Source organism: Campylobacter concisus (genome assembly GCF_003048555.1).
GTDB lineage: Bacteria > Campylobacterota > Campylobacteria > Campylobacterales > Campylobacteraceae > Campylobacter_A > Campylobacter_A concisus_AO.
On the sequence record NZ_PIRR01000026.1, the window covers coordinates 1 to 26,321 of the forward strand.

Here is a 26,321-nt window from a genome sequence, read left to right on the forward strand (position 1 = left end):
GGTTAATATTAATTAAATTTGTTTTAAATCTTTAAAGGAGAAAGAATGAATCGACGAGAATTCATAAAAAGTGCTGCAGCCAGTGCTGCTTGTGCTAGTGCTGGTATAGCCGTACCAAGCTCGCTAAGTGCAGCAAGCGAAGCCGAAAAAGGCTGGCGCTGGGATAAGGCCGCTTGTAGGTTTTGTGGAACAGGCTGTGGCATCATGGTCGCTACAAAAGAGGGCAAGATAGTAGCTGTAAAAGGAGATCCAGAAGCACCAGTAAATCGTGGTCTAAACTGTATTAAAGGCTATTTTAATGCTAAGATCATGTACGGCGAGGATAGGATCACTCATCCGCTTTTACGTGTAAATGAAAAAGGCGAATTTGATAAAAAAGGTAAATTTAAGCAAGTAAGCTGGAAGCAAGCATTTGATGTTATGGAGGCTCAGTTTAGAAAAGCATATGATGAACTAGGACCTCATGGTATCGGAGTTTTAGGCTCTGGTCAATATACAATTCCAGAAGGCTACGCTGCTGTTAAACTTATAAAAGGTGGCTTTAGAAGCAATAGCATCGATCCAAACGCAAGACACTGCATGGCAAGTGCGGTTGTTGGCTTTATGCAAGTTTTTGGCATAGACGAGCCATCAGGCTGTTTTGATGATATCGAACTAACTGATACTATCGTGGCTTGGGGCGCAAATATGGCCGAGATGCACCCGATACTTTGGGCACGCGTAAGCGATAGAAAGCTTAGCGATCCTGATAGAGTAAAGGTTGTAAATTTAAGCACTTACTCAACTAGAACATCAAATTTAGCTGACATCGAGATCATCTTTGCTCCGTCATCTGACCTTGCTATCTGGAACTATATCGCTCGTGAGATAGTTTATAACCACCCAGAGATGATTGATGAAGAATTTGTTAAAAAGCACTGTGTATTTACAACCGGTCCAGCCGACATCGGATATGGTCTTCGTCCAGATATTAATCACAAAAAATATGCTCCAAGCGAGCTAGATACTGCTGCTACTGAGAAGTCAAAGGTGCTAAGTGAAGCTGAGGGTGTTACACTTGCATATCTTGGACTAAAAGCTGGCGATACGCTAGAAAATAAAAACGCTGCAAAATCTGGCGCACATTGGCAAATAACATTTGAAGAGTTTAAAAAAGCCCTTGCGCCTTACACACTTGACTTTACAGCAAAGGTAGCAAAGGGTGATCCAAACGAAGATATAGAAGAATTTAAGAAAAAACTAAAGGCACTTGCTGATCTTTACATCGAGAAAAACCGCAAAGTCGTAAGTTTTTGGACGATGGGCTTTAATCAACACCAACGTGGTACATGGGTAAATGAGCAAGCTTATATGGTTCACTTTTTGCTCGGCAAACAAGCACTTCCAGGCTCAGGAGCATTCTCTCTAACTGGCCAACCAAGTGCGTGTGGAACTGCAAGAGAGGTTGGAACATTTGTTCACCGCTTGCCAGCTGATATGGTTATTGAGAATCCAAAACATAGAGAGATAACTGAAAAAATTTGGAAACTTCCTGCTGGAACACTAAGTGGTGTACTCGCTTCTCACTACGTAAAAATGATGCGTGATCTTGAAGATGGTAAGGTTAAATTTATCTGGGTTCAAGTAAACAACCCATGGCAAAATACTGCAAATGCAAACCACTGGATAAAAGCAGCTCGTGAGATGGATAACTTCATCGTTGTAAGCGATCCTTATCCAGGAATTTCTGCAAAAGTAGCCGACCTTATCCTCCCAACTGCAATGATCTATGAAAAATGGGGCGCATACGGTAATGCCGAGAGAAGAACACAGCACTGGAGACAGCAAGTACTTCCTGTTGGTGAAGCGATGCCTGATATTTGGCAAATGATGGAGTTTAGTAAGCGCTTTAAGCTAAAAGATGTTTGGGGTGAGAAAAAAGTAAATGACAAAGTTACACTTCCAAATGTGCTTGATGCTGCAAAAGCTATGGGGTATAGCGAAGAAGATACGCTATTTGATGTACTTTTTGCTAACGAAGAGGCTAAGAAATTTAGTGCAAACGATCCTATTATGGAAAACTACGACAATACAGAAGTATTTGGCGATAGCAGAAAGGTAATCGGCTCAGATGGTAAAGAATTTAAAGGATATGGATTTTTCGTCCATAAATATCTTTGGGAAGAGTATAGAAAATTTGGCGTTGGACACGGTCACGACCTAGCTGACTTTGACACTTACCACAGAGTAAGAGGTCTTAGATGGCCAGTAGTTGATGGCAAAGAGACTCAGTGGAGATTTAATACTAAATTTGACCCATACGCTAAAAAAGCTGCCCCAAATGAGAAATTTGCATTCTACGGCAACAAAAACGCAGCTCTTCCAACAGGCGATCTAAAAGGCGTTACAAATAAAGATAAAACATCTCTTGCAAACAAAGCAAAAATTTTCTTCCGCCCTTACATGGATCCATGCGAGATGCCAAGCAAAGACTATCCATTCTGGTTATGTACTGGTCGTGTGCTAGAGCACTGGCATACAGGTACGATGACTATGCGTGTTCCTGAGCTTTATAGAGCTGTTCCAGAGGCGCTTTGCTACATGCATGAAGATGATGCTAAAAATCTTGGCGTAATGCAAAATGAGATCGTTTGGGTCGAATCACGCCGTGGCAAGGTAAAAGCAAGAGTAGATCTAAAAGGTAGAAATAAGCCGCCAGTAGGTCTTGTTTATGTGCCTTTCTTTGATGAAAACGTATATATAAACAAAGTATGTCTTGACGCTACTTGCCCAATCTCAAAAGAGACTGATTATAAAAAGTGTGCGGTTAAAATTTACAAAGCATAGGTGAGCGATATGGGATTTTCAAGTAGGCGAGAGGCTTTAAAATTTGGAGCAAAAGTAGCGCTTTTGGCTCTTGGCGGAGGCTTTGTTTGGTCGCTTAGCGCTAAAGCTTCGCCACTTATGCTTCTTAGGCCTCCTGGTGCAAAAGAAGAGAAGCAATTTTTACAAAGCTGCATTAGGTGCGGGCTTTGCGTAGAGGCTTGTCCATTTGATACGCTAAAGCTCTCATCGCTAGAAGATGGCATAAGCATTGGAACGCCTTATTTTGAGCCTAGAAAAATTCCTTGCTATATGTGTGAAAATATCCCTTGTGTGCCAGCCTGTCCGACTGGAGCTTTGGACGTAAATTTAGTAAGCACAAAAGGCAAGCTTGATATAAATAAGGCCAAAATGGGTGTTGCGGTGGTTGATATGAAAAACTGCGTGGCATACTGGGGAATACAGTGCGATGCTTGCTATAGATCCTGTCCGCTCATAGATAAGGCCTTGTATCTTGAGTATCGCCGCAACGAAAGGACGCAAAAGCATGCCTTTTTACTTCCAGTGGTCGATAGCGACATCTGCACCGGATGTGGCCTATGCGAGCGAGCCTGTATCACTAAAAAAGCAGCCATTACCGTGCTAAACCGCGATGCGGTGCTTGGCAAAGTAGGCGATAACTACGTCAAAGGCTGGATAAAAGAAGATGAAAGACGCATAGATGATGCGGACAGCAAAATAAAGCTTGACATTAAAAAAGCGACTGATTATCTAAATGGTGGTGAGCTATGAAATTTTTAATCTTAAGACGAATAACTCAAATTTCTATCCTAGCACTATTTATCCTAGGAAATTTTTATGGAGTTAAGATACTTAGCGGAAATTTAAGCTCATCTTTGCTTTTTGGAAAAATTCCACTAAGCGATCCATTTGCTTTGGTTCAAATTTTACTTGCAAGCTTTAGTGCCGGCATAAATGCAATTATTGGAGCTGGCATTATCTTTGCATTTTACGCACTAGTTGCTCCAAGAGCGTTTTGTTCGTGGATATGCCCGATAAATTTGCTAACTGATATCGCTTTTAAACTAAGAGAGAAATTTGGCTTTAAGGGCGAAAAAGTCTTAAATGTGAGTAAAAATTTACGTTATTACTTGCTGGCTCTTGCTCTTATATTAAGCCTTGCTTTATCTTATCCAGTATTTGAGAGCGTTAGCTATATTGGCATTATTCAGCGTGGCATTATTTACGGCTCAGCTAGTGCTTTAGGCATAGCGGTTGCGATCATTGCTTTTGATATGTTTGTGTTAAAGCGTGGCATTTGCTCGCACGTTTGTCCACTTGGTGCCTTTTATGCCATCATCTCAAAATTTGCCCTAATTAGAGTAAAACATGATGCCCAGGCTTGTACAAAATGTATGAAATGTAAGCTTATTTGTCCAGAGATGCAAGTGCTTGATATGATCGGTAAAGAGAGCCGCTCGGTAAGCTCAAGCGAGTGCATAAGCTGTGGCAGGTGCATTGATGTTTGTGGAGACGGGGCTTTGAAATTTAGTATTAGAAATTTAAGGAGAGAAAAATGAAAATAAAAATAATGATGCTTGGAGGATTGTGCGCTGCGTTTTTTGCGGCATGTGCTTTTAATAATCCAAGCATTAGTGATTCGCAAATCGGCTTTAGAAATATCGATTTGCTAGACGATAAAGACGTTGTATTAAAAGATGTGAACTACACAAAAGAGCCAGCTGGTATGTCAAAGAAATTTGATAGGTCTTTTGAAAATGCACCGCCATTTATCCCACACGATACTGAGGGTTTAGTGCCTATCACAAAGGATATGAATATGTGCGTAACCTGCCATATGCCTGAGTTTGCAAAAGATAGTGGAGCAACACCGATACCATCATCTCACTTTTATGACATCAGAAATAAAAAAGATCTTGCAGGCAAGCTTGATGATGAAAGATATAACTGCACAACATGCCACGTTGAGCAACAAACTGGCTTAACTCAGCTGGTTGGTAATAAATTTAAGCCTGACTTTAGAGATAAAAACGGTACTCATAAGTCAAACTTGCTAGATGTTTTAAACGATGGTGTTAAATAATGCAAAGCAGGCGAGAGCTTTTTAGTAAAATTTTGGGGGCAAAATCTGCTCCCAAATTTATAACTCCGCCATTTTTTAGCGGTGAGTTTGACTGCGATGGATGCGATGCTAGCTGCGTAAATGCTTGTGAAAAAGAGCTTCTTAGCTTTGAAAATGAAAGAGTAATTTTTAAAGTTAAAAAGCTGGGCTGTGACTTTTGCGAAGAGTGCGCAAAGACTTGTGAAAGCCTTGGTAAAAAGACATTAAGCCTAAGCTCACCAAAGAGTATAAATGCAAAAGTTAGCATCGATGTTTCTAGCTGTCTAGCATGGAACGATACAATCTGCTACAACTGCCTTGATGCTTGCAAATTTAAAGCAGTCGAATTTCTTGGCGTTTTTCGTCCTATTGTTAATCAAAACTGCTTAAGTTGTGGCGAGTGCTTTGATGTTTGCTTTAAAAATTCACTTCAAATGGAGGCCTTATGAGAGCTTTGTTTTTTATTTTTTGTCTATTAAATTTTATCTTTGCGAGCGAGATCACCACTCCATACAAGCAAATAGAAGCTAGTGCAAATGTGCTAAGCACAACACTAATAAATGGCAAACTCTTTATTGCAACTGATGGAGGGACGGTTGAAATTTATGATCCTAAAGAGTCTAAATTTGAAGAGATTATCAAAATGGATGATATAAAAACCTACGTTAGCGATCATGAAAGACCAAAAATTTTAAACGTTGATGAGTTAAATGGCAAGATACTCATCCTAAGTGAGGGTGACTATGCTACAAAGGTGCTTTATATAAGAGAAAATGGGCAGATGAAAAGCATAAAAATACCAAATCAAGCGACAAAAAAGGCATTATTTTTAGATGATGAGCATATTGTACTTGCTTCAATCAGCAATGAAATTTACTTTTTAAACTTAAAAAGTGGTGAAATTTATGATAGCTTTAAAATTTCAATCGCGATGCTCTCAGATATGGAGATAAATGAAGATAGAAGCACTCTAGCTATCGCTTGTGAGAGCGGGAAGGTCTACTTTTATAATATAAAAGCTAAAAAAATGGATCAAATTTTAGATATTCATACAGACAATATCTACGACATCTCCTATAAAAATGGTGTCATGATCAGCGGAGGTACCGATAGGATTGTGGGGATATTTTCAGCTGGAAGCCTAAAAAAGATAAATACCGGCTTTTTGGTCTATGGTGTCGGCCTTAGCGATGATGGTAGAGTAGCAGCTTATATGAGCGATGAGATGAGCGATGTAAATTTAGTTGATAGCAAAAGCTTAGAAAATATTGCAATGCTAAAAACTGGGCAAAGTACGATAAATAGTATAGTTTTTATAAGCGATAACGAAGTCGTAACTTCAGCCTATGAGAATAAAATTTTGTTTTGGAGAATTAAATGAATATTTCAAGTTTAATAGTTTATACGGACAATAAAAATGAAAGTGTAAAAAACGAGATAAAAAAGCTAAAAGAATGTGAAATAATAACTGACGCAGACGATAGAATCGTAGTGGTAGTTAGCTCAGATAGTATTGAAGATGAGATAAAAAATTTTAAAAAGATAGAAGCTATCAGTGGAGTAGTGAGCGTTGCGATGGTTTACAGCTATCAAGAAGATGCCGAAGAAAATAGGAAAAAGCTAGAAGAAAATGGCAAGATAAGTGAAATTTTAACAAGTGATGAGGTAAAGGCAGAGGATATTACTTATGGTGGTAGCGTGCATCATAGAGTGAAATAGCAAAACTAAATTTCTAGCTTTTGCATTATGATTAAAATTTATAGTGCAAAAGCCTACTTTTCGTACAGATCTTCTTAATAAATTCATTGCTAGTACTGTTTTCACTTAATCAACTTTATTTGGTTTGTAGATTAAATTTATGTTCAAGGGTTAATAGATTTCGGGTGGAAAATTACTCAGCAAGCATTAAAATCAAAAACATAACAAGTGAATTAAATTTTAGCTTAGAATATCTTGAGATGATGCTTGCATAAAGAATTTTAGCAGGCCAGTTTTGGCTTACTAAATTTTCTAGCCTAAGGTCTATCTTTGATCAAATTTAATAAATTTTCTCCAATGTTTTCGTTTGTTAGATTTGAAATTTCTTTATAAAAATTTCCTTTTTTGTCTATTAAATATATTGAAGAGCTGTGAGCAATAGAGTAGCCCATGGCTGAGTTTTCAAGACGGACTTTTTGAAATTTTACACCATAGGTTTTTGCCACTTCTTTTAAGGCATTTAGTTTTAATCCATCAGCATCTTTGTAGAAATTTTTTGCCATTAGAGTTAAATTTTCAGGAGTGTCACGTTCAGGATCAAGTGTAATAAAAAGCAGCTCAAAGTCATCTCTTTTTAGCTTGTTTAGTTCATCGCCAATCAAAGAGAGCGCAGTAGGGCAGACATCGGGGCAAAAAAGATAACCAAAATATATAACTTTGTACTTTCCGTCGTAATTTTTAAGACTTACTTCACCATTTTGCGAAAGTGCCTTAAAATCATACTTGTTTGGCTTTATCAGCAAAAGTGCAACACCTATACAAATTAAGATTATTATTAAGCCCCAAAATGCCTTTTTCATCGTTACCCTCTATAATTTTAGATCAAGATCTACAAAAAAACCAGTTTCTTTTTCGTCATCAAGTACTTTAAACCTATACCTCATAAGCTCGACAACGCAAGCACTTAGCACTACTTGAGCAGTTAAGTTATCGCCTCTTGGCTCAAGTCTTGCTTTGATCGATCCCATATTCATATTTATGCCGTCTATCTCAAGACTAGGATTTTTTAGCCCTAAATTTTTACCGTTAATGATTTTAAAGCTAAAAGGCCTCATAGCATAAATAGGTCTTGGTGAGATGTCTATTTTTAGCTTTACGCCTTTAAATTCCATCTCACAAGATTTATTGTTTAGATCACATTTTAAAGGATCTAACGATGTGTTTACATCGGCAAATTCAGGTGGATCTTCTTTGCTTGTTGTCATAAGCTTATAGCCTATCGAAAAAGCACCTAGAACAATAAAGATAAATGAAAAAATAATTATGATTTTTTTCATTATTTAAAGTTTTTAGTTACTCCGATATTATCAAGCTTTATGCTCTCGCCATTGCTAAATTTTAGCTCTAAATCAACTTTATCACCATCTTTTAATGGTTTATTTAGATCCATAAGCATAATGTGTAAACCGCCAGGAGCTAGTTTTGTTTCGCCATTTTTTGGGATCACTGCATCTTCGATTTGAACCATAGCCATCATACCATCATTCATTTTGTGTGTATGAATTTCTGTGCTTTTGCAAACGCTTGAGTGAGCGCCAATAAGCTTTACATCAGAATTTGAAGCATTTTTTATATTCATAAAAATTGCACTATTGTTTGTGCCAGGTTTTGTATCTCTAGCTCTAACATTTTCTAGGCTGATATCAGCCGCCATAAGAGCAGAAGCTGCAAGCATCGCACCAAAAACGATTTTTTTCATATTTTTCCTTTGTGATAAAATTAATAATGGTTTTCACATTATACATTTAGAACTACTTAATTTACCTTTAAAATCTAAAAATATAAATTTTTTAGGATATAATTACGGACTAAATTTTACTTTTTGGGATATTTCACTTGAAAAAAATTATATTTTTCTTCATCGCGTTATCGCCTTGTCTTTTTGCCCAAAATTACGAAGAAATTTACTTAAAAAATGGCTCAGCTGCTGTTATTGATGCCATCGAAAAAAATATTTTAAGTAAGGATTACTGGCTAAAAAAGCTTGAAGGCAAGGATGTAAGATATGGATATTATGACAACGAGATACTTCTAAGTGTAGTTGATAAAACTAAAAAGAAGCTTGAAGTGATCTTTTATAATGGCGGCATTACAAAAAAGCTTTTTAGCTCAAGCGTTATAGTTGGCAAAAATGGTGATAAGCTTCTTGAAGGCGATCTAAAAACACCGGTTGGAGTGTATCAGCTTACACGTAGATTTACGCCAAATGATAGATATCTTGGACCGCTTGCATTTTCGCTTTCATACCCAAATTTGCTTGATAAGCTTGCAAAGCGAAATGGTGGTGGTATTTGGATACATGGCTATCCACTTGATGGTCAAAGGACAGATGAGCTAAAAACAAAAGGCTGCGTGGCTATGCAAAATGATACTTTGATGAAATTTGATGATGTGGTGGATCATAAAAAAACACTTGCGTTTATTTATGAAGATAAGCGTCCAGAAGCTAGTGCAAAAGATATTGCAGTGATCATTTCTGGGCTTTTGGGCTGGAAAAAGACATGGAGCGAGAGCGACATTGAAAACTATCTTAAATTTTATGATAAAAACTTTGAGCGATACGATGGTATGAGCTTGGAAAAATTTAAAAGTATGAAGCGGGCTATTTTTTCTAAAAAAGAGAAAAAACGCATTAGTTTTTCAAATTTTCTCATCACGCCTTATCCAAATCTTAAAAATGATAGGCTTTTTCGTGTGAGTTTTTATGAAGATTATGTTTCAGATACGCACAAATTTGCTGGGCAAAAGACGCTTTATGTGAAGCTTTATAACGATGATATGAAAATTTTTATAGAGGAGTAAAAGTGGAAAAATCTCAAGAAGTAAAAGAAAAAATCGAAAAAATTTTAGAGGCAAGAGCTGCTTTTTTTGCTGAGCTTGACCGCCAAGTTCCAAAGAAAGATGGTACTGATGTTTTTGATTTTAGCAAAGTAAAAGAGGCTGATCTGAAAGAAATTTACGCTAAATTTTATGCATTTGATTACAACGTAAGAAAACTTTTACCGGATGTTTATACTGCTTTTAATGTGAATTTTAATGTCTGAAATACGCCTAAATAAAGCTTCATATATTCATAACCTCACTCAAATTTGTGCTAAAGCCGGTGGTAAAGAAAAAGTAATAGTTGTATTAAAAGACAATGCTTATGGTCATGGCGCAAGGCTTATTGCAAATGAAGCTAAAAAATTTGGTATAGAAATTTGTGCTGTAAAAAGTGAGTTTGAGGCAAATGAAATTTCTGACATATTTGAAAATATTCTCATTCTTTCACATATCCCAACTGGAAATGAAAGCAGCAAATTTATCTATGCGATAAACGATATAGAGGCACTTTTAAAGATAAAAGATGGCTCAAAAATCAACCTTGCAATTGACACTGGTATGCATAGAAATGGGCTTGATATAAGTGAGCTTGATTATGCGTTTGAAATTTTAACAAGAAGGAATTTAGAGCTTCTTGGAGCTTATACACATTTTCGCGCAAGTGATGAGCTAAATGCTGATTATTTCGTGCAAAGAGAAAATTTTAGGGCTGCAAAAGAGAAAATTTTAGCTCTTTGCGATGAGTTTGATATAAAAAAACCGATCTTTCACTCTCACAACTCAGCCGCACTTGAAAGAGCAAGTGAAATCGATGATGATATGGTGCGTATTGGCATCGCTCAGTATGGATACGCTCAGTTTGGTGATAGTTTGGGCTTAAAGCCAGTACTTTCGCTATGGGCAAGAAGAGTTAGTAGGCGTATTTTAAAAAGTGGTCAAAGTGTTGGATATGGTGCTAAATTTAGCGCAAAAGAAGATATAAATGTAGCCACCTATGATCTTGGATATGGCGATGGGTTACTAAGATACAATGGCTGTGGTGAGTTAAGACTTGCCAATAACGAGCCAATACTAGGCAAAATTTCTATGGATAGCTTTAGTTGTAAAGATAGCGGCGAGTGGGTCTGTGTCTTTGAGGATGCAAATATTTGGGCGAAATTTTTTGATACGATAAGTTATGATATTTTAGTAAAGCTCTCGCCAAATATAACTAGAAAATTTATATAAAGGTAATATGTGAAAAAGATCGTTTTATTAGCTCTTGCTAGCCTTGCTTTTGGTGTGCAAGAGAGTGAGTTTAAAATTTATGAGCAGATACTAAATCAGCTTGACACTAAGCAGATCCCAGTTTTTGTCGTCCAAACTGCAAAGCCAAATTTGCCAAGCAGAGTCGATGAGATGATTACGCTAAAAGATGTGAGTAGTAGCGGGCTAAACATACACGGTGAGTTTGTTTTAAACGAGACCAAGACAAAGAAGCTAAAAGGCTACAACAAGGCTCAAATTTTGGCTTTAAAAGATGAGTTTTATAAAAATGGAAAAGATGCGCTTTGTAACTCAGGTATGGCTAGAGCTGTGCTAAATCGTGGCATCACGCTAAGTGGTAGTTACGGCTTTGAGGGTAGGCATTTTTTTGATATAAATTTGGATAAAAGTAGTTGCGAGTAGCCCTTTTTTTAATATTTTTTTACTCGCTTACCCTGGCTCTTACGCCAGATATGGCAGCGAAAAATCACGCAACTTACTACAAAAAAAAGCTCCCATTTATCTGTACGCCAACACTTACGCTTAACGATATCCTAAATGTCGGCGATACGCTCATTTATAGATACGCCGTCAAACACGCAAGAAAGCAAGAGATCAAAAGGCTTGAAGAGAAAGAGCTTTTAGAATTTATCGAAGCTATCAAAAAGGAAAATTTGCGAACTGCTTGCAAAGATAAAGAGATCTTAAATATGCTGAGTATAGGTGTTACCTTGGACGAGCTTTTTTATTCAGAAAATGGTGAGCTGATCTTTGAGTACACTATAGAAGATCGCGACTGCAAGAAATTGCAGTGAAATTTGGAGTTAAATTTCGGTTTTTTGGTTGTAAATTTGATATTTTTGCAAATTTAAAAATTCCATTTATTCACAAGAATCTACTACTGATTTTAGGTCTCAAAAAGTTCGCCACTAAAATCAGAGCCTAAATTACTCACTCATGAAATTTAAAATTTTTATAAATTTATAAATTTAAAGCCAAAAAAGATGGTAAAAAGAAGAAATTTAGCCCAAATTTTACTAGAACTAAATTTTCTACATGCCTCTTTTTATCTCTTGCTCAAGCCTTTGAAGCTCAGCGATCCTATCGCTAGTGCTTGGGTGCGTTCTAAAAAGTACGCCAAGCTTGTTAGTTAGCGAGCCAAATGGATTTACGATAAACATATGAGCACTTTGTTCGCTTGCGTTTTGCATAACGTAAGAATTTGAGTAGCTCTCAAGCTTTCTTAGAGCGCTTGCCAGCCACTCTGGGTGTCCTGTTAGATAGGCAGCACCCTTGTCTGCCTTGTACTCGCGCTCTCTTGAGATCGCCATTTGTATGATTGTGGCGGCTATTGGCATGAGTATAGCAAGTGCTAGCATAACGATACCATTACCGCCACCTCTTCTTGAACCGCCACTCTGCCCAGCAATACCACCAACCTTAGCAAAATTTGCAAGCATTGCGATAGCGCCAGCTAGTATGGCAGCGATTGAGCCAGTTAGGATGTCGTAATGCCTTACGTGGCTTAGCTCGTGAGCTAGCACACCCTCGATCTCGTTTTCATTTAAAATTTTTAAAATCCCCTCGGTTACTGCAACGGCTGCATGGCTTGGGTTTCTGCCCGTGGCAAAGGCATTTGGCACTTCTTCAGGGATGATGTAAATTTTTGGCATCGGCAAATTTGCCTTTTGTGTGAGGCGAGATACGATCTCATAAAGCCCGTGAGCGTTACTCTCATCGACAGGGATAGCGTTATATCTTTTAAGCACCAGAGTATCACTAAAAAAATATGAAAAGATATTTGTGCCAGCCGCTATCAAAAAGGCGATCATCATGCCATGCTCACCTCCAACATATCCGCCAACGGCGATAAAAATTAGCATTAAAGCAACCATTAAAAAAGCGGTTTTGAAAATTTCCATTTTTGTCCTTATTCTTTTATAGCATTTGGCAAGATTGCGGCATCGATGTTAAATTTTGCAAGCTGTGCTAGCTCGCTTTCATCTTTTATCAAAACAGCTATAAGTGCGTCAAATAGATAACTCTCAGCTATCTTTGCTAGATCTTTTGCAATGTCAATATCTGCGATAATAAATTTTGCTCCAGCGGCGTTTGCGATGATAGCTTCGTTTATGTCATTTGCGATGATGCTAAAGTTTGCTTCAGCTTCTAGCGCTCTTTTTATCAAATTTCTATCAAATTTAAAGAGATTTTGCCTGCCGTTTGAAATTTCATCTTCTCTTTTGCAAAGAAATAGCGGCTCAAATTTGATCAGCTCATCACCCAAAATTTTCATCTCTCACCCTTTATGCACTCTTTACAGATGTATTTTCCGTCCCTTAGCACCATTTGGTCGATGTCGCTAAAGACACCGCATTTGCTGCACTCCTCGAAGTTGCTGGTGCTTATCTTGTCGCTTTTTTTTCTATTTTTAAAAAATATGATGTAAATCGCAACCAAAATCGCTACAAAAAGCAAGTATTTCAACGTTTCTCCCCTTGGTTTTTGAGATTAAAATATATGTAGTTTCTGTTTTTATCATTGTAAATTTGCGCATCTATGCCTGAAATTTCATCCATAACGCTAGAGCCCTTGTAGATGAGAAATTTAGTATCTTCATCGTAAAACCCCTCGCAAATTTTTATAAGCTCTTTTGTCTTGCTAAGCGCCCTTGAGGTGATGAGATCAGCCGTAAATTTATCTGCAAGCTCGATCTTTTGGCTGTGAACTTCTAAATTTTGCAAACCAAGCTCGATCTTAGCGTAGCTTAGAAATGACGACTTTTTGGCTATCGGCTCAAAAAGGTGCCACTTAGTGCGCGGCATCGCAAGGGCTAAAAATATCGCTGGAAAGCCAGCTCCACTGCCCACATCGATCGCCGTTTTGGCACTTAGGTCAAAAATTTCAAGCGGCCTAATGCTATCAAGCACCTGTTCGCTTATATCTTTATAGTTGCTTAAGCTATGAACCTTGTTAAATTTAGCAAAAATTTGAGCGTAAGTCTTTACTTTTTCGTCAAATTCTGCCGGCAAGCAAAGCTCACTTTTCATCACAAGATGTGCCCCATTTGCTCTTTTTTGACCTTTAAGTAGCCTTCGTTAAATTTATTTGGCTTGATGACGATAGGCACGCGTTTTAAGATCTTTACAGAGCTTAGTCCGTGAAGTTTTAAAGGGTTATTTGTGAGTAAATTTACCTCTTTTATGCCGTAGTGATTTAGGATAAAATCAACCACTTCGTATGTCCTCTCATCAGCCTTAAAACCTAGCTGGTGATTAGCCTCAATCGTGTCAAAGCCCTTATCTTGGAGGCTATAAGCGTTTATCTTGTTTAAAAGCCCGATATTTCTGCCCTCTTGACGCAGATAGATGACCATGCCGCCATTTTCTTCGATATATTTTAGGCTCGCTTCAAGCTGATCGCGGCAGTCGCACTTTAGGCTTCCGATCGCATCGCCAGTTAGGCATTCGGAGTGAATTCTAAGATTTACAACTTCGCTTAAAGGCTCTTTATAGATCACGAGGTGCTCTTTGGCCCCTTCTTTGAAGGCTTGAACCTTATAAGTGCCAAATCTTGAAGGTAGATTTGCGGCGTTTGAAATTTCTATTTTCATTTTAAATTTACTCCAACTGTGCTAAACTAGCTAAAAATCACGCATTTTAACAAAGAAAAGGCAAAAATATGTTTAAACGTTTTAGAAGATTAAGAATAAATCCAGCCCTAAGAGACATGGTAAGAGAGACTAGCCTTAGCGTAAATGACTTCATTTATCCACTCTTTGTAGTTGAGGGCAAAGGCGTTAAAAACGAGATCGCTTCGATGCCAGGCGTTTATCAAATGAGTATCGATGAAATTTTAAAAGAGTGCGAAGAGATAGTAAATTTGGGTATAAAATCGATCATTTTATTTGGTATCCCAAGCCTAAAAGATAGTGTTGGCAGCGACGCACTAAGCAATGATGGTATTATCGCAACGACACTTCGAGCTATAAAAGATAAATTCCCAAATTTAGTAGTCGTCACCGATCTTTGCTTTTGCGAATATACAGACCATGGCCACTGCGGCATAATCGATCACGTGCATAACACTATCGACAACGACGCAACGCTTGAAATTTCAGCCAAACAAGCTTTGATACACGCTCAAAATGGCGCCGACATGATCGCACCAAGCGGTATGATGGACGGCATCATCGCAACGCTAAGAGAGACGCTTGATAGCAATGGCTTTGAGAATTTACCAGTGATGGCTTATTCAACTAAATTTGCCTCAGCCTACTACGGGCCATTTCGTGACGTAGCGCAAAGTGCACCAAGCTTTGGCGATAGAAAGAGCTACCAAATGGACAGCGCAAACCGCTTGGAGGCGATCAACGAGAGCTTGCAAGACGAGGCGCAAGGTGCTGATATCTTGATGGTAAAGCCAGCGCTTGCTTATCTTGACATCGTTAGAGAGCTTAGAAATTTGACACTTCTACCACTTTGCGTCTATAACGTAAGTGGCGAGTACGCACTGCTAAAAGCTGGCGCAAAAGCTGGTATCATCGATTACGAGCGCGTCATGATGGAGACTTTGATCGGCTTTAAAAGAGCAGGGGCAAATTTGATCATCACCTATCACGCAAAAGAAGCAGCCAAAATTTTAAGGGACTAAGATGAGGCACTTTTTGACGCTAAATGACTTTAGCAAAGATGAAATCGAGCAGATGATAAATTTAGCCCGCAAGATCAAAAAAGAGGCGAAGGCTAGAGAATTTAAGCCATATCTAAAAGATCAAAAGCTTGCTATGATATTTGAAAAAAGCTCAACTAGAACTAGAGTGAGCTTTGATGTGGGCATACATGAGCTTGGCGGATATGCGCTATTTTTAAGTAAAAATGATATACAAATAGGCCGCGGCGAGCCAATCCGTGACACTGCCAGAGTGATAAGCAGGATGTGTGACATGGCTATGCTAAGGGTCGATAAGCACGAGACACTAGAAGAATTTGCTAAATTTTCAAGCGTGCCAGTGATAAACGGCTTAAGCGATAAATTTCACCCAGTGCAGCTCATGGCGGACTATCTAACTATGCTTGAATTTAGCGCAGGCGAGAAGGTTGCGTACGTAGGGGACGGCAACAACATGACTCACTCGTGGCTCATGCTAGCTAGCAAGCTTGGCCTTGAGCTAAGGGTCGCCACGCCAAAAGGCTACGAGGTGGATGCTGAAATTTTAAAAATGGCCAATGAAAACGCAAAAATTTCAGGGGCGAAAATTTTTATCACAAGTGATATAAAAGAAGCGGTAAATGGTGCCGATGTAGTGACTACAGATACTTGGATATCGATGGGGCAAGAGGCTGAGAAAGAAAAGAGGCTAAAAGACTTTGCTGGATACTGCGTGGATGAAAATTTGATGAGCTTAGCTAAAAAAGACGCGATATTTTTGCACTGCTTGCCGGCTTACAGAGGCTACGAGGTGAGCGAGGCAGTTTTTGAGAAGCACGCAGATGAAATTTTTAGCGAGGCTGAAAACAGACTTCATGCCCAAAAAGGCGTGATGGTCTGGCTGGATGAGAGAAGAAGATGAGCAAAGAGAAAAATATATATGATGAGATAGATGAGATCGGCAATAGTCTTGGGCTGAGTAGCCCTGAAAAAACGATTTTTGAGATAGTTTCAACCAAAAATCCAAATGAGCATATTTTAAATTTAAAAAGTGGCTCTTGGGACTCAAAAGAGCCGTGGTTTGGTATTGATGAAAATCAAAATTTACACACGGTAATCTCTGTAAAATCGCTTTCAGCTTTGATTGAGGCCTTAAAAGAGTCTCAAAAAGAGAATTTTGATCTAAGGCTTGAAAAGACGATCTGGCAAAACATACCGGTTGATTTTAGCGATGTTTGGGTGGTTGCTATGGATGAGATAAAAAAGATCGCAAGCGATAAAAAAAGTAGACAATTTAATATTGATCTTGACAAACTGGTAAAAAATATCAAAAAAGAGCACCCAAATTTATTTGTAGACATAAAAGAGGTGATTCAAATGGCAAGGAGTAGGGCAGATGATTGATTTTAGTGCTTATGTGAAGTATTCAAGGCCAGGGCCAAGATATACTAGCTATCCGACAGCGCCAGAGTTTAGTGACAAATTTAGCTATGAAGCTTATATAAAAGAGCTTGAAAATCGCGATAAAAAAAGACCGCTTTCGCTTTATTTGCACTTGCCATTTTGCAGAAGCGCTTGTTATTTTTGTGGCTGTAATGTCATCTATACGAGTAAAGAGGACCGCAAAGAGAAATATATAAGATATATAGAAAAAGAGCTTGAAATTTTAGCTCGACATCTTGATACTAGCACTGAGGTTTTGCAAATGCACTTTGGCGGTGGCACACCAACATTTTATAACGCTGATCAACTTGATGAGATAATCAAGCTTATAAAATCTAAATTTAAAAATTTCTCAAAAGAGGCCGAGATAAGTTGTGAGATAGATCCGAGATTTTTGACAAGAGAGCAGCTTGATGTGCTCATATCACATGGTTTTAATCGCATTAGCTACGGCGTGCAAGATTTTGATGAAAAGGTGCAAAAAGAAATTCATAGAATTCAGCCTTATGAGATCACCCAAAATGCTGTAAAAATGGCTAGGCAAAAGGGCATAAAATCAATCAATATGGACCTGATCTATGGCCTGCCGTATCAAAGCCTAGAGAGCTTTAAAAAGACGCTTGAACTAGCCCTCACACTTGATCCTGATAGACTTGCGGTATTTAACTACGCTCATGTGCCATGGATAAAAAAATCAATGCGTAAATTTGATGAAACCACATTGCCAAATCCAGAAGTGAAGCTTGAAATTTTAAAATTTACAGCTGAATTTTTAACTAAAAATGGCTATAAAATGATAGGAATGGATCACTTTGCAAAGCCAAACGATGAGCTTTTTGGTGCTCTTGCAAATGGTACTTTGCATAGAAATTTTCAAGGTTATACGACAAAGGGTGGCGCTGATCTTATTGGTATAGGCGTGACAAGTATCGGTGAGTGCAAAAGGCACTACGCACAAAATCATAAAGATATGGATGAGTATGAAAAGGCGATAGATAGTGGAAAGTTGCCATATGCAAAAGGAATTTATCTAAGCGATGAAGATTTACTTAGAAAGAGTGTGATTATGAACTTAATGAGTAATTTTGGGCTTGATATCAAAGCTATCGAGAATGAATTCCATATAAATTTCTTTGAACACTTTAAGGAAGAGCTTGAGGAGCTTAAAAATTTAAGTGAATTTGTCAATGTTACAGCAGATAAAATCAGCGTAAATGAAACTGGAACACTGATAATACGAAATATTGCAATGTGTTTTGATGAATATCTAAAGAAAATTCCCGAGAATTTAAGGCGTTTTTCTAAGACTATATAAAAATTATTTTTTTGTCATAAGATATTTAAAATGCATTTAATATTTCTTGGTGTATAATTCGTGTCAAAATTTAAGTATAGACTTAATAATAAAAAAAGGTAAAAGGATCTTAGTTATGAAAAAGATATTGGCAATTAGTGCTTTGGCAGCAACTGTACTGTCAGCTCAAGATGTTCCTTATAGGATTTTTCTAGCTTCATTTGCACAAGATGATAATCAGGCTAGAATCGACAGTGCTGTTAATAAAGTCAATAGCAAAATCTCTGACAGCAGACTAACTACAGGTATCTATGAGGTTGGTGGACGAAAATTTTTATATGTTGACACGACTCCAGTCTCTGAGGATGAAGCTAATAGTCTATTAGTTAAAGTTCAAAACGAATCAGGCTATAAAGATGCTTTAATGAGAGCAAAAGCACCTGTAGCTGATACTCAAATAACAAAAAAATCTAATATAGAACAAGCTATATCAGCTGAAGTAAAACCAGTAGCACAAGTTGATGAAGGAGTTTTGACTTTAGATCAAGTTATAAAGACTATTTTAAATGAAAATCCAAGTTTAAAAGCTACAGAATTTAACTATCTACAAGTTGGTAAAGATCTAAAAATAGCAAAAAATGCCTATTATCCAACACTTGACGCTGCCGCTAGAGTGGGATATGAGAAAAAACGTCTTGATGATGGAGTTTCTACAAGAAGAGGAGATGGAAGAATCTCTGGTACATCTCTAACCTTGGTTGAAAATTTATACAATGGTGGTGCTGATAAAAATAGAATAAATTCTCAAAGCGCAAGGCTTGATTCAGCTGCTTATTCGGTAGCACAAGCTGCAGATAGACTTACATTAAATGCTGCAAATGCTTACTTGCAAGTTCTTCAAACTAAGAGAATTTTAGACATTGAAGAAGAAAACGTAAAGAGTCACGAGGAAATTTATAGTCAAATTAAAGATAGAGCAAGATCAGGTTATGGTGTAGCTTCTGAAGAGAGACAAGCTGGATCACGCTATACTCTAGCTCAATCAAACTATACAGCTGCTAAAAATAACTATGAAGATGCACTTTCTACATTTGAGAAATTATATGGAAAAAAAGTTGCAGCTAAAAATTTAGTAATGCCTGAGTTTAGCCTTCCTTTGCCTAGCACAAAAGAGGCTGTTTATAATAAAGCAATTCTTTGCAACCCATCACTTTTGGTTCAAAAATCAAATATTGCTATGGCAGAGTCAGTTGTGAAAGAGAAAAATGCGCCATTCTTGCCAAAACTAGATCTTGTTGTATCTGGTGCGTATGATCATTCAAATGTTTTATATGACAATTATGAAGAACAAACATTTGATGCACTTTTAAGACTAAACTATAACCTTTACAATAAAGGTAATGATAAACTAGATAAAGAAAAAAGCCAACTTGCCGTTCAACAAGAGCAACAAACTTTGGATAATCTTGTAAGAGAGCTTAAAGAATCTTTGGAATTTTCATGGCAAAATTATGTTCTTAACCAAGAAAAAATGGGATATCTAAATCAACACGTTGAATATGCTAAAGCTACACTTGATGCTTATCAGGATGAATTTAGAATCGGTCGTCGTGATCTTATAAACTTGCTTGATGCTGAAAATGAATATAACTCTGCGTTAAAAGAGATCGCTACAACTGAGACAGCATTATCTTATGCAAAATACAGACTATTAGATAATATGGGAATGATCTCAGATAGCTTTGAACCAGGTTTTGCAAAGAGATACATTCAAGGTGCTTGCAGCATTCAAAACGATTTAAGATAAAAATGTAAAAAGTAATGACCATGAGGGTCAAGACAAATTTTTGGACGCTTATAGTAAGCGTCCTTTTTTTATTATTAGCAAGTGCTATTGGAGATTTTATAAAATCAACAACAATAGCAAAGGTAGCTAAAATTTATGGAGAAGATGCAAGAAGAAGAGCCTCCGCTTTAAATTCTTTAATGACTTCATTGCAAGATGCAACTGAACAAGAGAAATTAATAAAAGTAAATGACTTTTTTAACTCTTTTAGATGGGTTGATGATATGCAGCTTTGGCACAAAAAGGATTATTGGGCTACTAGAATGGAATTTATAGGAAAGGGTGCTGGTGACTGCGAAGACTACGTTATTGCAAAATATTTTACACTAAAGCAGCTAGGAATTCCAACTCAAAAATTATACTTCACATATGTTAAAGCCCTAAGATACAATCAAGCTCATATGGTTTTAGCATACTACGATACACCAAAATCTATTCCATTAATTTTAGATAACATAAATGGTAAAATAAAAATCGCAACTCAAAGAACAGACCTTGTTCCAGTTTATAGTTTTAATGGTGATTCGCTATACTTGGCAAAACAAGAAGGTCTTGGTCAAGCAATACCAGGTGGAAATAAAAAACAAAATCCTAAGTGGATGGAACTAATAGATAGGATAGGAAAAGAGGATTTATGACGCTATTTAAACAAATTATGATCGCCGTGATAACTTTTGGTATCATGATTTTTATGGCTGTTGGCTACTTAAATTTTAAGAGCCTAAATGGATATATTAATGACCAGCTTGGTGAAAACGCAAGGCATACAGCAAATTCGCTTGGGCTTGCTTTAAAGCCTATTATCGATCCAGATGACATGTCCTTGGCTCAAACAATGATAAATTCTATGTTTGACAGCGGCAGATACAAGCTTATCAAGCTTGAAGATGTTGATGGCAAGGTTCTTATTGAAAATTCTCAACAAACTGTTGTTAAAGATATTCCTGAGTGGTTTTACAAAATAGCCAAGTTTGAAGCACCAATAGCAGATAGTGAGATTATGACTGGCTGGGCAAAATTTGGCACTCTTTATGTTCAAGGTAGTACCGCACTTGCCTACAATGAGCTTTATACTAACTCAAAAAATATTTTTAATTTTCTTCTTCTAATGATAATTGTCACTCTCGTGGTGGCATATTTCGCTCTAAAAGCTATTTTTAGACCACTTATGAAGGTTCAAGATCAGGCTGAGGCCATACTTGATAATAAATTTATTATTCAGAAAAGAATTCCATTTACAGCTGATCTTAAAAAAATGGTTCTAGCTATGAACTCTATGGTTAGTAAAGTAAAAGACATTTTTGAGAGAGAGGCGGCCACACTCAGTAAATATCAAGAACTTTTATATAAAGATACAATGAGTGGTGCTAATAACAGAAGATTTTTTCAAACTAAATTTAGTGAGTATCTAGCTAGTGAAGAATATTCAAGTGGCGTTGCTTTACTTGTTAGTTTTAAAGATCTAATAAATTTAAAAAGTACGCTTGGCTTTGAAAAATGGCAAAGTGTTATAATGAAAATAGCTCAAATTTTACAAGAAAAATCAATCCATAATGATAAAAATGCGATTGTTGCAAGACTTAATGATAATGATTTCATCGTACTTTCGTATGGTAGAAATTCATCAAATTTCTTGACTCTATGTGATGAAATTATGAACGAGTTTAAAAAGCTTTATGCAAATTTTGCACTAAATGATAGCGAGTATCCAGTAAATGCTGCGATAGTTGAGTATTCACCAAATACTGATATCAAGACACTTCTTACTTCAGCTGATGTTACATTGGCTAGTTCAAGACTTGCTGGAAGCTTTACATATAAGGTGTTTAATGAAAATCAAAATACTTTAGTGATTGGTAAAGAGAAATATAAAGAGCTTATTTTTGACTCAATAAAAGAAGATGAATTTAAATTTGCAGCTCAAAAAGTGATTGATCTTAATTCAAATTTTGAGCAGTATGAGCTTTATTTGAGGCTTGTTGATAAAGATGGTGTATGGCGTATGGCCTCATATTTTATGCCGATGGTCAATGAGCTAAATTTAGGTGCGATGCTTGATCTTCATATCTTAAATAGGGTGGCTAGAATTTTACCAGAGAATATCTTACCAAGTGGCAACTTGGCAATAAATTTGGGCAAAGAGATATTAAACTCAGATGAAAATTTTTCAAAACTTGAAGCTACACTTAAAAAGATAAGCCAAATTTCTAAATATAAAAACTATATAGAAATTCCAAATAAAGACGATATTAGCATAGAAAGTATAGTTAAGCTTACTAAAAAATTAAAAGAGCTTGGCTTTGGATTTGGTTTTGACCACTTCGAGCTTAATGCAAAAGGTATTGAGAAGCTAAAAGAATTTAACCCTGATTATGTAAAAATTCAGTCAAATGTCTTAATCGACTTCTTAAGTGATAAGTCAGGAGTAAATACAAAACAATCGCTTGACGTTGTTTTAAGCTCAAAAGACATTATTTTGATCGCAATCGGCGTTGAAGGCGAAGAGCAGAAGAAAAAACTAATTGATCTTGGCATTAAAAATATGCAAGGAATTTATATAGATGAAATCAAGAACATTGGATGATAGATGCATAGTGATAAGATAAAAGATGAGCTGCTTCAATGTTTGGTTATTTTTACCAAGCTTCATAATAATCCATATAGTGCCGATGCTTTAACTATTGGCTTGCCAGTAAAAGATGGCGATGAAATTGAGCTTTTTTCACTTAAAAGCTCAAGGTCTTTATTTTCTCGTGCTGCTTCTCGTGCTGGTTTTGCTTCTACCCTTGTAAGAAAAGATCTTGAACAAATCTCTCCTTTAGTTTTACCTTGCATTTTAATGCTTAGAGGCAAAAAAGCTTGCATCTTGCAATCTTTTAGTAAAGATAAAAAGACAGCAAATATTATAACGCCAGAACTTTCAACTGGTACTAGCACGATAGAAATAAGTAAATTAAAAGAAGAATATTTAGGCTATGCATACTATTTAAAGCGCGAGTTTGTTCCAGAGGATACTAGCTCAACAAAGCTAATTGATGCGGGCAACGACCACTGGTTTTGGGGAACTCTAAAACGTTCAAAAAAGATTTATTTTGATGTTGTTCTTGCAAGTTTTATTATAAATTTATTTGTTCTTGCTAGTCCACTTTTTACGATGAACGTATATGACCGTGTTGTGCCAAATAATGCGGTTGAGACACTTTGGGTCTTGGCACTTGGTGTAAGTGTAGTTTATGGCATAGATCTTTTTTTAAAATTTGTAAGATCATATTTTCTTGAGATTGCTGGCAAAAAGAGTGACATCATAATGAGCTCTATTTTATTTGAGCGCGTTATGGATATGAAATTTAGCAATAAACCAAAATCTGTTGGTTCATTCGCTAGTAATTTAAAAGAGTTTGATACGGTTAGAAATTTCTTCTCGTCAGCCTCATTAGCAGCCATTGTTGATCTTCCATTTGCGATCATTTTCTTGATAGTTACTTATTTTATAGGAAGCTATATCGTACTAGTGCCAATTATTATCATGATAGCTATTTTATGCTATACATTTTTTATAAAAGATCCACTTCAAAATGCCATTAAAAGTACATTTGAGGCTTCGGCTATAAAAAATGGAATTTTAATAGAGAGCCTTAGCAGTCTTGAAACCATCAAAACTCTTGGCGCTAGCGGACATATACAGTGGAACTGGGAAGAGGCAACCGGTGAGATAGCAAATAGAAGCATTAAATCAAAAATTATTACAACTTCGATAACGACTGTTACATCTTTTTTAGTGCAATTAAATACTATTGCCATCATCGTTCTTGGCGTCTATATGATACAAGATACGCATCTTACAATGGGTGGTCTTATCGCTGCAGTTATGCTTAGCTCTCGTGCTATCGCTCCTATGGGACAGGTAGCTTCACTAGCTGCAAATTTTGAGCAGACAAAAACAGCCTATCAAAGTCTTAGTAAGATTATGCAAATGCCTGTTGAAAGGCCAGAAGGTAAAAAATTTGTTAGAAGAAATTCTTTTGATGGAAAGATCGAGTTTAAAAATGTAAGCTTTACATATCCAGATACCACAAAAGGTTCGCTTGATAGGATAAATTTTGTTATTCAGCCAGGTGAAAAAGTTGGCATTATAGGCAAAAATGGCTCTGGAAAGACTACTTTGCAAAAGCTCATTTTGGGACTTTACTCACCAACTGAAGGCTCAGTGCTAATTGATGGTATTGATATTAATCAAATCGATCCAGCCGATCTTAGGCGAAACATCGGCTATGTTCCGCAAGATGTTGTGCTCTTTAAAGGAACGGTTAGAGAAAATATTGTTCAAAAAGCACCATATGTTGATGATATTCAGATTATAAAAGCAGCTAAAGTAAGCGGAGTTGATGAATATGTAAATGCCCATCCACTTGGATTTGACATGCCAGTCTTTGAAAGAGGTGACGGCATAAGTGGCGGACAGCGTCAAAGTATAGCTGTGGCTAGGGCATTTTTATTGGATAGTCCTATTATTTTGCTTGATGAGCCAACAAATTCTCTTGATAATACGGTTGAAAATAAGTTAAAAATAAATTTAAAGACAAATACAGCAAATAAAACGATGCTGCTTGTTACACATAGGACGTCGATGCTAGATCTCGTTGATAGACTTATAGTTATGGATAATGGCAAAATTTTATTGGACGGACCAAGAGATGAAGTTTTAGCAAGACTTAGTGGGAAGTGATCATGCAAGAAGATATCAAGAATAAACAAAATGAAAATTCAAAAACTGAAAAAAGATTAATTTCTGAAAATAACATAAAAGAACAAGAAGAAGCTAGTAATAAAATTTTAAATAGCGTAGATGATATAAAGTCGAATCTTCAAACAAAAAATTATGATGCTTATGATTTGAAATTTATGTCAAGTCTTTCCGAGGCTGTTTTGGCTAAAGCTCCATCTACATCTAAAAAGATACTCTATACAGTTGCTATAACTATGTTTTGGCTTCTTGTTTGGGCCTCTTGGGCACAAATAGATGAGATCACAAGAGGCAGTGGTAAAATCATCCCATCTGGAAAAAACCAAGCGATACAAAATCTTGAAGGTGGTATAGTCGATCAAATTTTTGTAAAAGAGGGTGACGAAGTTAAGAAAGATCAAATTTTAATAAGGCTAGATAATAAAAATTTTACGAGTAGTTATGGTGAGTCAAAACTAAGACTTGATGAACTTCAAGCAAAATTTATGAGACTTGATGCTGAGGCGAATGATAAGGAATTTGACTATGACGAAGCTAGAGATGCGAATAATAGTAAAGCCATAAGATATGAGCTAAGTTTGCATAATTCAAATATCGATCACTTAAATGAACAGATAGGAATTTTAACAGAGCAAATTCATCAACGCCAGAGTGAGTTGGTCGAACTAAAAAATAAAATTTCTCAAACTCAAAATAGCTACAACCTTGTTCTAAAAGAAAAGGCCATTATGGAGCCAATCTTTAAAAAAGGTCTTGTTAGTGAGGTTGAATACATCCAGCTTCAAAGACGCGTAAATGATCTAAGAGGCGAGCTCGATGCTGCCGTTCTTGCCGTACCAAGAGTTGAATCAACTATAAAAGAAGCGAAAAATAAGATCGAAGAAGCAAAACTTGCTTTTAAAAACAATGCAAAAAAAGAGCTAAATGAAGTTTCAGCAGAGATCGCAAGGATTAATGAATCACAAATCAGCCTAAGCGATAGAGTAGAAAGAACATATGTAAGATCTCCAGTAAATGGTATCGTTAGTAAGATGATGGTTCATACAGTATCAGGAGTTATCAAGCCTGGTGAAAATATTGCTGAGATCGTTCCTCTTGAAGATAAACTGGTTGCTGAAGTAAAAGTAAAACCAGCTGATGTTGCGTTTTTGAGGCCTGGGCTTGATACGATGGTTAAATTTACGGCTTATGATTTTAGTATTTACGGTGGTTTAAAAGGCAAAGTAACGCAGATTAGTGCCGATACGGAGACTAATGAAAAAACTGGCGAGAGCTATTATTTGGTCAGGATAGAAACTGAGAAAAATTATCTTGGTAGCGAAGAAAAGCCACTTAGGATAAAAGTTGGTATGATAGTTTCAGCTGATATCATTACCGGTAAAAAGACAATACTTGATTATTTATTAAAGCCTATTTTAAAGGCAAAACAAAATGCCTTAACGGAGAGGTAATGGGTAAGATCGCTTTTTATGATAAGAAATTTAGTGAATATGAGATTGAAAAATTTCAAAATTTACAAAATTTCTACCTCATAAAAGATGATCATTGCTGCGATATAGTTAATGATGAAATTGAACGATTTAAATTTAGTGAT

General features: G+C 36.7%; 29 protein-coding genes. 21 read left to right on the forward strand and 8 right to left on the reverse strand.

Annotation, left to right across the window (positions count from 1 at the left end):
* Positions 1 to 45: 45 nt before the first annotated feature.
* The 7 genes from napA to CVS92_RS05975 are packed head-to-tail and all read left to right on the forward strand — an operon-like array spanning position 46 to position 6,643.
* Positions 46 to 2,826, forward strand: coding sequence for a nitrate reductase catalytic subunit NapA (napA, locus tag CVS92_RS05945; RefSeq protein ID WP_107788848.1), 2,781 nt, complete (start codon positions 46 to 48; stop codon positions 2,824 to 2,826).
* Positions 2,827 to 2,835: 9 nt separating this feature from the next.
* Entirely contained in the window at positions 2,836 to 3,594 is a 759-nt protein-coding gene (gene napG / locus CVS92_RS05950) for a ferredoxin-type protein NapG (protein WP_107709516.1), read from the forward strand.
* Positions 3,591 to 4,382, forward strand: coding sequence for a quinol dehydrogenase ferredoxin subunit NapH (gene napH, locus CVS92_RS05955; protein WP_103560247.1), 792 nt, complete (start codon positions 3,591 to 3,593; stop codon positions 4,380 to 4,382). The genes napG and napH overlap by 4 nt, the downstream gene beginning before the upstream one ends.
* The gene (locus tag CVS92_RS05960; RefSeq protein ID WP_107708858.1) at positions 4,379 to 4,906 is read left to right on the forward strand and encodes a nitrate reductase cytochrome c-type subunit; all 528 of its coding nucleotides are present in this window, start codon (positions 4,379 to 4,381) and stop codon (positions 4,904 to 4,906) included. Before napH ends, CVS92_RS05960 begins: the two co-directional genes overlap by 4 nt.
* Positions 4,906 to 5,373, forward strand: coding sequence for a 4Fe-4S ferredoxin (locus tag CVS92_RS05965; protein WP_107708856.1), 468 nt, complete (start codon positions 4,906 to 4,908; stop codon positions 5,371 to 5,373). Before CVS92_RS05960 ends, CVS92_RS05965 begins: the two co-directional genes overlap by 1 nt.
* A complete protein-coding gene (locus tag CVS92_RS05970) occupies positions 5,370 to 6,305 on the forward strand; it encodes a WD40 repeat domain-containing protein (RefSeq protein WP_107788849.1) in 936 nt (311 codons plus the stop codon). Before CVS92_RS05965 ends, CVS92_RS05970 begins: the two co-directional genes overlap by 4 nt.
* Positions 6,302 to 6,643 (forward strand): chaperone NapD, encoded by a 342-nt coding sequence (locus CVS92_RS05975; RefSeq protein ID WP_072594844.1) that lies wholly within the window; start codon positions 6,302 to 6,304, stop codon positions 6,641 to 6,643. Before CVS92_RS05970 ends, CVS92_RS05975 begins: the two co-directional genes overlap by 4 nt.
* Positions 6,644 to 6,939: 296 nt before the next feature.
* On the opposite strand, the gene CVS92_RS05980 is transcribed toward CVS92_RS05975, so the two are convergent.
* The 3 genes from CVS92_RS05980 to CVS92_RS05990 are packed head-to-tail and all read right to left on the reverse strand — an operon-like array spanning position 6,940 to position 8,381.
* Positions 6,940 to 7,482: an SCO family protein gene (locus CVS92_RS05980; protein ID WP_107788850.1), complete on the reverse strand. Its 543-nt coding sequence runs from the start codon at positions 7,480 to 7,482 to the stop codon at positions 6,940 to 6,942.
* A 9-nt stretch (positions 7,483 to 7,491) separates the two neighbouring features.
* Positions 7,492 to 7,959 carry a hypothetical protein gene (locus CVS92_RS05985; RefSeq protein WP_035167203.1) on the reverse strand — a complete coding sequence of 156 codons (468 nt, stop codon included), beginning with the start codon at positions 7,957 to 7,959 and terminating at the stop codon, positions 7,492 to 7,494.
* A complete protein-coding gene (locus CVS92_RS05990; RefSeq protein WP_054196384.1) occupies positions 7,959 to 8,381 on the reverse strand; it encodes a copper chaperone PCu(A)C in 423 nt (140 codons plus the stop codon). Before CVS92_RS05990 ends, CVS92_RS05985 begins: the two co-directional genes overlap by 1 nt.
* A 137-nt stretch (positions 8,382 to 8,518) precedes the next feature.
* Between CVS92_RS05990 and CVS92_RS05995 the strand changes: the two genes are divergently transcribed.
* Genes CVS92_RS05995 through CVS92_RS06015 form a run of 5 tightly spaced genes read left to right on the forward strand, consistent with a single transcriptional unit; the run spans position 8,519 to position 11,565 of the window.
* Positions 8,519 to 9,484, forward strand: coding sequence for a L,D-transpeptidase family protein (locus CVS92_RS05995; protein ID WP_107788851.1), 966 nt, complete (start codon positions 8,519 to 8,521; stop codon positions 9,482 to 9,484).
* 2 nt (positions 9,485 to 9,486) lie between these two features.
* A complete protein-coding gene (cmeU, locus tag CVS92_RS06000) occupies positions 9,487 to 9,726 on the forward strand; it encodes a CmeU family protein (protein WP_021091016.1) in 240 nt (79 codons plus the stop codon).
* The gene (locus tag CVS92_RS06005; RefSeq protein ID WP_107788852.1) at positions 9,719 to 10,732 is read left to right on the forward strand and encodes an alanine racemase; all 1,014 of its coding nucleotides are present in this window, start codon (positions 9,719 to 9,721) and stop codon (positions 10,730 to 10,732) included. Before cmeU ends, CVS92_RS06005 begins: the two co-directional genes overlap by 8 nt.
* Positions 10,733 to 10,741: 9 nt before the next feature.
* Positions 10,742 to 11,173 (forward strand): peptide deformylase, encoded by a 432-nt coding sequence (locus CVS92_RS06010; protein WP_107788853.1) that lies wholly within the window; start codon positions 10,742 to 10,744, stop codon positions 11,171 to 11,173.
* A 50-nt stretch (positions 11,174 to 11,223) separates the two neighbouring features.
* Positions 11,224 to 11,565 (forward strand): hypothetical protein, encoded by a 342-nt coding sequence (locus CVS92_RS06015; protein WP_187422118.1) that lies wholly within the window; start codon positions 11,224 to 11,226, stop codon positions 11,563 to 11,565.
* Between the two features lie 237 nt (positions 11,566 to 11,802).
* On the opposite strand, the gene htpX is transcribed toward CVS92_RS06015, so the two are convergent.
* From htpX to ribA, 5 genes are read right to left on the reverse strand one after another with little or no spacing between them, the layout of a single operon-like run.
* On the reverse strand, positions 11,803 to 12,672 hold the full coding sequence (htpX, locus tag CVS92_RS06020; protein WP_107788855.1) for a zinc metalloprotease HtpX: 870 nt from the start codon (positions 12,670 to 12,672) through the stop codon (positions 11,803 to 11,805).
* Between the two features lie 8 nt (positions 12,673 to 12,680).
* Complete coding sequence (locus CVS92_RS06025; RefSeq protein WP_107788856.1) at positions 12,681 to 13,046, reverse strand: hypothetical protein; 366 nt, start codon at positions 13,044 to 13,046, stop codon at positions 12,681 to 12,683.
* The gene (locus tag CVS92_RS06030) at positions 13,043 to 13,237 is read right to left on the reverse strand and encodes a hypothetical protein (protein ID WP_009294554.1); all 195 of its coding nucleotides are present in this window, start codon (positions 13,235 to 13,237) and stop codon (positions 13,043 to 13,045) included. The genes CVS92_RS06025 and CVS92_RS06030 overlap by 4 nt, the downstream gene beginning before the upstream one ends.
* A complete protein-coding gene (gene rsmG / locus CVS92_RS06035) occupies positions 13,234 to 13,800 on the reverse strand; it encodes a 16S rRNA (guanine(527)-N(7))-methyltransferase RsmG (RefSeq protein WP_107788857.1) in 567 nt (188 codons plus the stop codon). Before rsmG ends, CVS92_RS06030 begins: the two co-directional genes overlap by 4 nt.
* Positions 13,800 to 14,363 carry a GTP cyclohydrolase II gene (gene ribA / locus CVS92_RS06040; protein ID WP_107788858.1) on the reverse strand — a complete coding sequence of 188 codons (564 nt, stop codon included), beginning with the start codon at positions 14,361 to 14,363 and terminating at the stop codon, positions 13,800 to 13,802. The genes rsmG and ribA overlap by 1 nt, the downstream gene beginning before the upstream one ends.
* Before the next feature lie 68 nt (positions 14,364 to 14,431).
* Here ribA and hemB point away from each other — a divergent pair, with 68 nt between their 5' ends.
* The 9 genes from hemB (at position 14,432) to CVS92_RS06085 (ending at position 26,178) form a co-directional block, all read left to right on the forward strand.
* Positions 14,432 to 15,403 carry a porphobilinogen synthase gene (hemB, locus tag CVS92_RS06045; protein WP_107788859.1) on the forward strand — a complete coding sequence of 324 codons (972 nt, stop codon included), beginning with the start codon at positions 14,432 to 14,434 and terminating at the stop codon, positions 15,401 to 15,403.
* A gap of 1 nt (position 15,404) precedes the next feature.
* On the forward strand, positions 15,405 to 16,322 hold the full coding sequence (gene argF / locus CVS92_RS06050) for an ornithine carbamoyltransferase (protein ID WP_107788860.1): 918 nt from the start codon (positions 15,405 to 15,407) through the stop codon (positions 16,320 to 16,322).
* Positions 16,319 to 16,804 (forward strand): DUF2603 domain-containing protein, encoded by a 486-nt coding sequence (locus CVS92_RS06055; protein ID WP_107788861.1) that lies wholly within the window; start codon positions 16,319 to 16,321, stop codon positions 16,802 to 16,804. Before argF ends, CVS92_RS06055 begins: the two co-directional genes overlap by 4 nt.
* Positions 16,797 to 18,158, forward strand: a complete 1,362-nt coding sequence (gene hemN / locus CVS92_RS06060; RefSeq protein WP_107788862.1) for an oxygen-independent coproporphyrinogen III oxidase — start codon at positions 16,797 to 16,799, stop codon at positions 18,156 to 18,158. Before CVS92_RS06055 ends, hemN begins: the two co-directional genes overlap by 8 nt.
* A 115-nt stretch (positions 18,159 to 18,273) precedes the next feature.
* Positions 18,274 to 19,944: a TolC family outer membrane protein gene (locus tag CVS92_RS06065; protein WP_084108368.1), complete on the forward strand. Its 1,671-nt coding sequence runs from the start codon at positions 18,274 to 18,276 to the stop codon at positions 19,942 to 19,944.
* A 20-nt stretch (positions 19,945 to 19,964) separates the two neighbouring features.
* On the forward strand, positions 19,965 to 20,621 hold the full coding sequence (locus CVS92_RS06070; protein ID WP_054196396.1) for a transglutaminase-like cysteine peptidase: 657 nt from the start codon (positions 19,965 to 19,967) through the stop codon (positions 20,619 to 20,621).
* Positions 20,618 to 22,567 (forward strand): LapD/MoxY N-terminal periplasmic domain-containing protein, encoded by a 1,950-nt coding sequence (locus CVS92_RS06075; protein ID WP_107788863.1) that lies wholly within the window; start codon positions 20,618 to 20,620, stop codon positions 22,565 to 22,567. Before CVS92_RS06070 ends, CVS92_RS06075 begins: the two co-directional genes overlap by 4 nt.
* A gap of 3 nt (positions 22,568 to 22,570) precedes the next feature.
* The gene (locus CVS92_RS06080; RefSeq protein ID WP_087579855.1) at positions 22,571 to 24,709 is read left to right on the forward strand and encodes a type I secretion system permease/ATPase; all 2,139 of its coding nucleotides are present in this window, start codon (positions 22,571 to 22,573) and stop codon (positions 24,707 to 24,709) included.
* Between the two features lie 2 nt (positions 24,710 to 24,711).
* On the forward strand, positions 24,712 to 26,178 hold the full coding sequence (locus tag CVS92_RS06085) for an HlyD family type I secretion periplasmic adaptor subunit (protein ID WP_107788864.1): 1,467 nt from the start codon (positions 24,712 to 24,714) through the stop codon (positions 26,176 to 26,178).
* The last annotated feature ends 143 nt before the right edge of the window (positions 26,179 to 26,321 follow it).

Excerpts from the sequence above, each read along its gene's own strand:
- napA (WP_107788848.1), top strand. The coding sequence starts at position 46 with ATGAATCGACGAGAATTCATAAAAAGTGCTGCAGCCAGTGCTGCTTGT.
- napG (WP_107709516.1), top strand. The coding sequence starts at position 2,836 with ATGGGATTTTCAAGTAGGCGAGAGGCTTTAAAATTTGGAGCAAAAGTA.
- napH (WP_103560247.1), top strand. The coding sequence starts at position 3,591 with ATGAAATTTTTAATCTTAAGACGAATAACTCAAATTTCTATCCTAGCA.
- CVS92_RS05960 (WP_107708858.1), top strand. The coding sequence starts at position 4,379 with ATGAAAATAAAAATAATGATGCTTGGAGGATTGTGCGCTGCGTTTTTT.
- CVS92_RS05965 (WP_107708856.1), top strand. The coding sequence starts at position 4,906 with ATGCAAAGCAGGCGAGAGCTTTTTAGTAAAATTTTGGGGGCAAAATCT.
- CVS92_RS05970 (WP_107788849.1), top strand. The coding sequence starts at position 5,370 with ATGAGAGCTTTGTTTTTTATTTTTTGTCTATTAAATTTTATCTTTGCG.
- CVS92_RS05975 (WP_072594844.1), top strand. The coding sequence starts at position 6,302 with ATGAATATTTCAAGTTTAATAGTTTATACGGACAATAAAAATGAAAGT.
- CVS92_RS05980 (WP_107788850.1), bottom strand. The coding sequence starts at position 7,482 with ATGAAAAAGGCATTTTGGGGCTTAATAATAATCTTAATTTGTATAGGT.
- CVS92_RS05985 (WP_035167203.1), bottom strand. The coding sequence starts at position 7,959 with ATGAAAAAAATCATAATTATTTTTTCATTTATCTTTATTGTTCTAGGT.
- CVS92_RS05990 (WP_054196384.1), bottom strand. The coding sequence starts at position 8,381 with ATGAAAAAAATCGTTTTTGGTGCGATGCTTGCAGCTTCTGCTCTTATG.
- CVS92_RS06005 (WP_107788852.1), top strand. The coding sequence starts at position 9,719 with ATGTCTGAAATACGCCTAAATAAAGCTTCATATATTCATAACCTCACT.
- CVS92_RS06015 (WP_187422118.1), top strand. The coding sequence starts at position 11,224 with ATGGCAGCGAAAAATCACGCAACTTACTACAAAAAAAAGCTCCCATTT.
- htpX (WP_107788855.1), bottom strand. The coding sequence starts at position 12,672 with ATGGAAATTTTCAAAACCGCTTTTTTAATGGTTGCTTTAATGCTAATT.
- CVS92_RS06025 (WP_107788856.1), bottom strand. The coding sequence starts at position 13,046 with ATGAAAATTTTGGGTGATGAGCTGATCAAATTTGAGCCGCTATTTCTT.
- rsmG (WP_107788857.1), bottom strand. The coding sequence starts at position 13,800 with ATGAAAAGTGAGCTTTGCTTGCCGGCAGAATTTGACGAAAAAGTAAAG.
- ribA (WP_107788858.1), bottom strand. The coding sequence starts at position 14,363 with ATGAAAATAGAAATTTCAAACGCCGCAAATCTACCTTCAAGATTTGGC.
- hemB (WP_107788859.1), top strand. The coding sequence starts at position 14,432 with ATGTTTAAACGTTTTAGAAGATTAAGAATAAATCCAGCCCTAAGAGAC.
- argF (WP_107788860.1), top strand. The coding sequence starts at position 15,405 with ATGAGGCACTTTTTGACGCTAAATGACTTTAGCAAAGATGAAATCGAG.
- CVS92_RS06055 (WP_107788861.1), top strand. The coding sequence starts at position 16,319 with ATGAGCAAAGAGAAAAATATATATGATGAGATAGATGAGATCGGCAAT.
- hemN (WP_107788862.1), top strand. The coding sequence starts at position 16,797 with ATGATTGATTTTAGTGCTTATGTGAAGTATTCAAGGCCAGGGCCAAGA.
- CVS92_RS06065 (WP_084108368.1), top strand. The coding sequence starts at position 18,274 with ATGAAAAAGATATTGGCAATTAGTGCTTTGGCAGCAACTGTACTGTCA.
- CVS92_RS06070 (WP_054196396.1), top strand. The coding sequence starts at position 19,965 with ATGAGGGTCAAGACAAATTTTTGGACGCTTATAGTAAGCGTCCTTTTT.
- CVS92_RS06075 (WP_107788863.1), top strand. The coding sequence starts at position 20,618 with ATGACGCTATTTAAACAAATTATGATCGCCGTGATAACTTTTGGTATC.
- CVS92_RS06080 (WP_087579855.1), top strand. The coding sequence starts at position 22,571 with ATGCATAGTGATAAGATAAAAGATGAGCTGCTTCAATGTTTGGTTATT.
- CVS92_RS06085 (WP_107788864.1), top strand. The coding sequence starts at position 24,712 with ATGCAAGAAGATATCAAGAATAAACAAAATGAAAATTCAAAAACTGAA.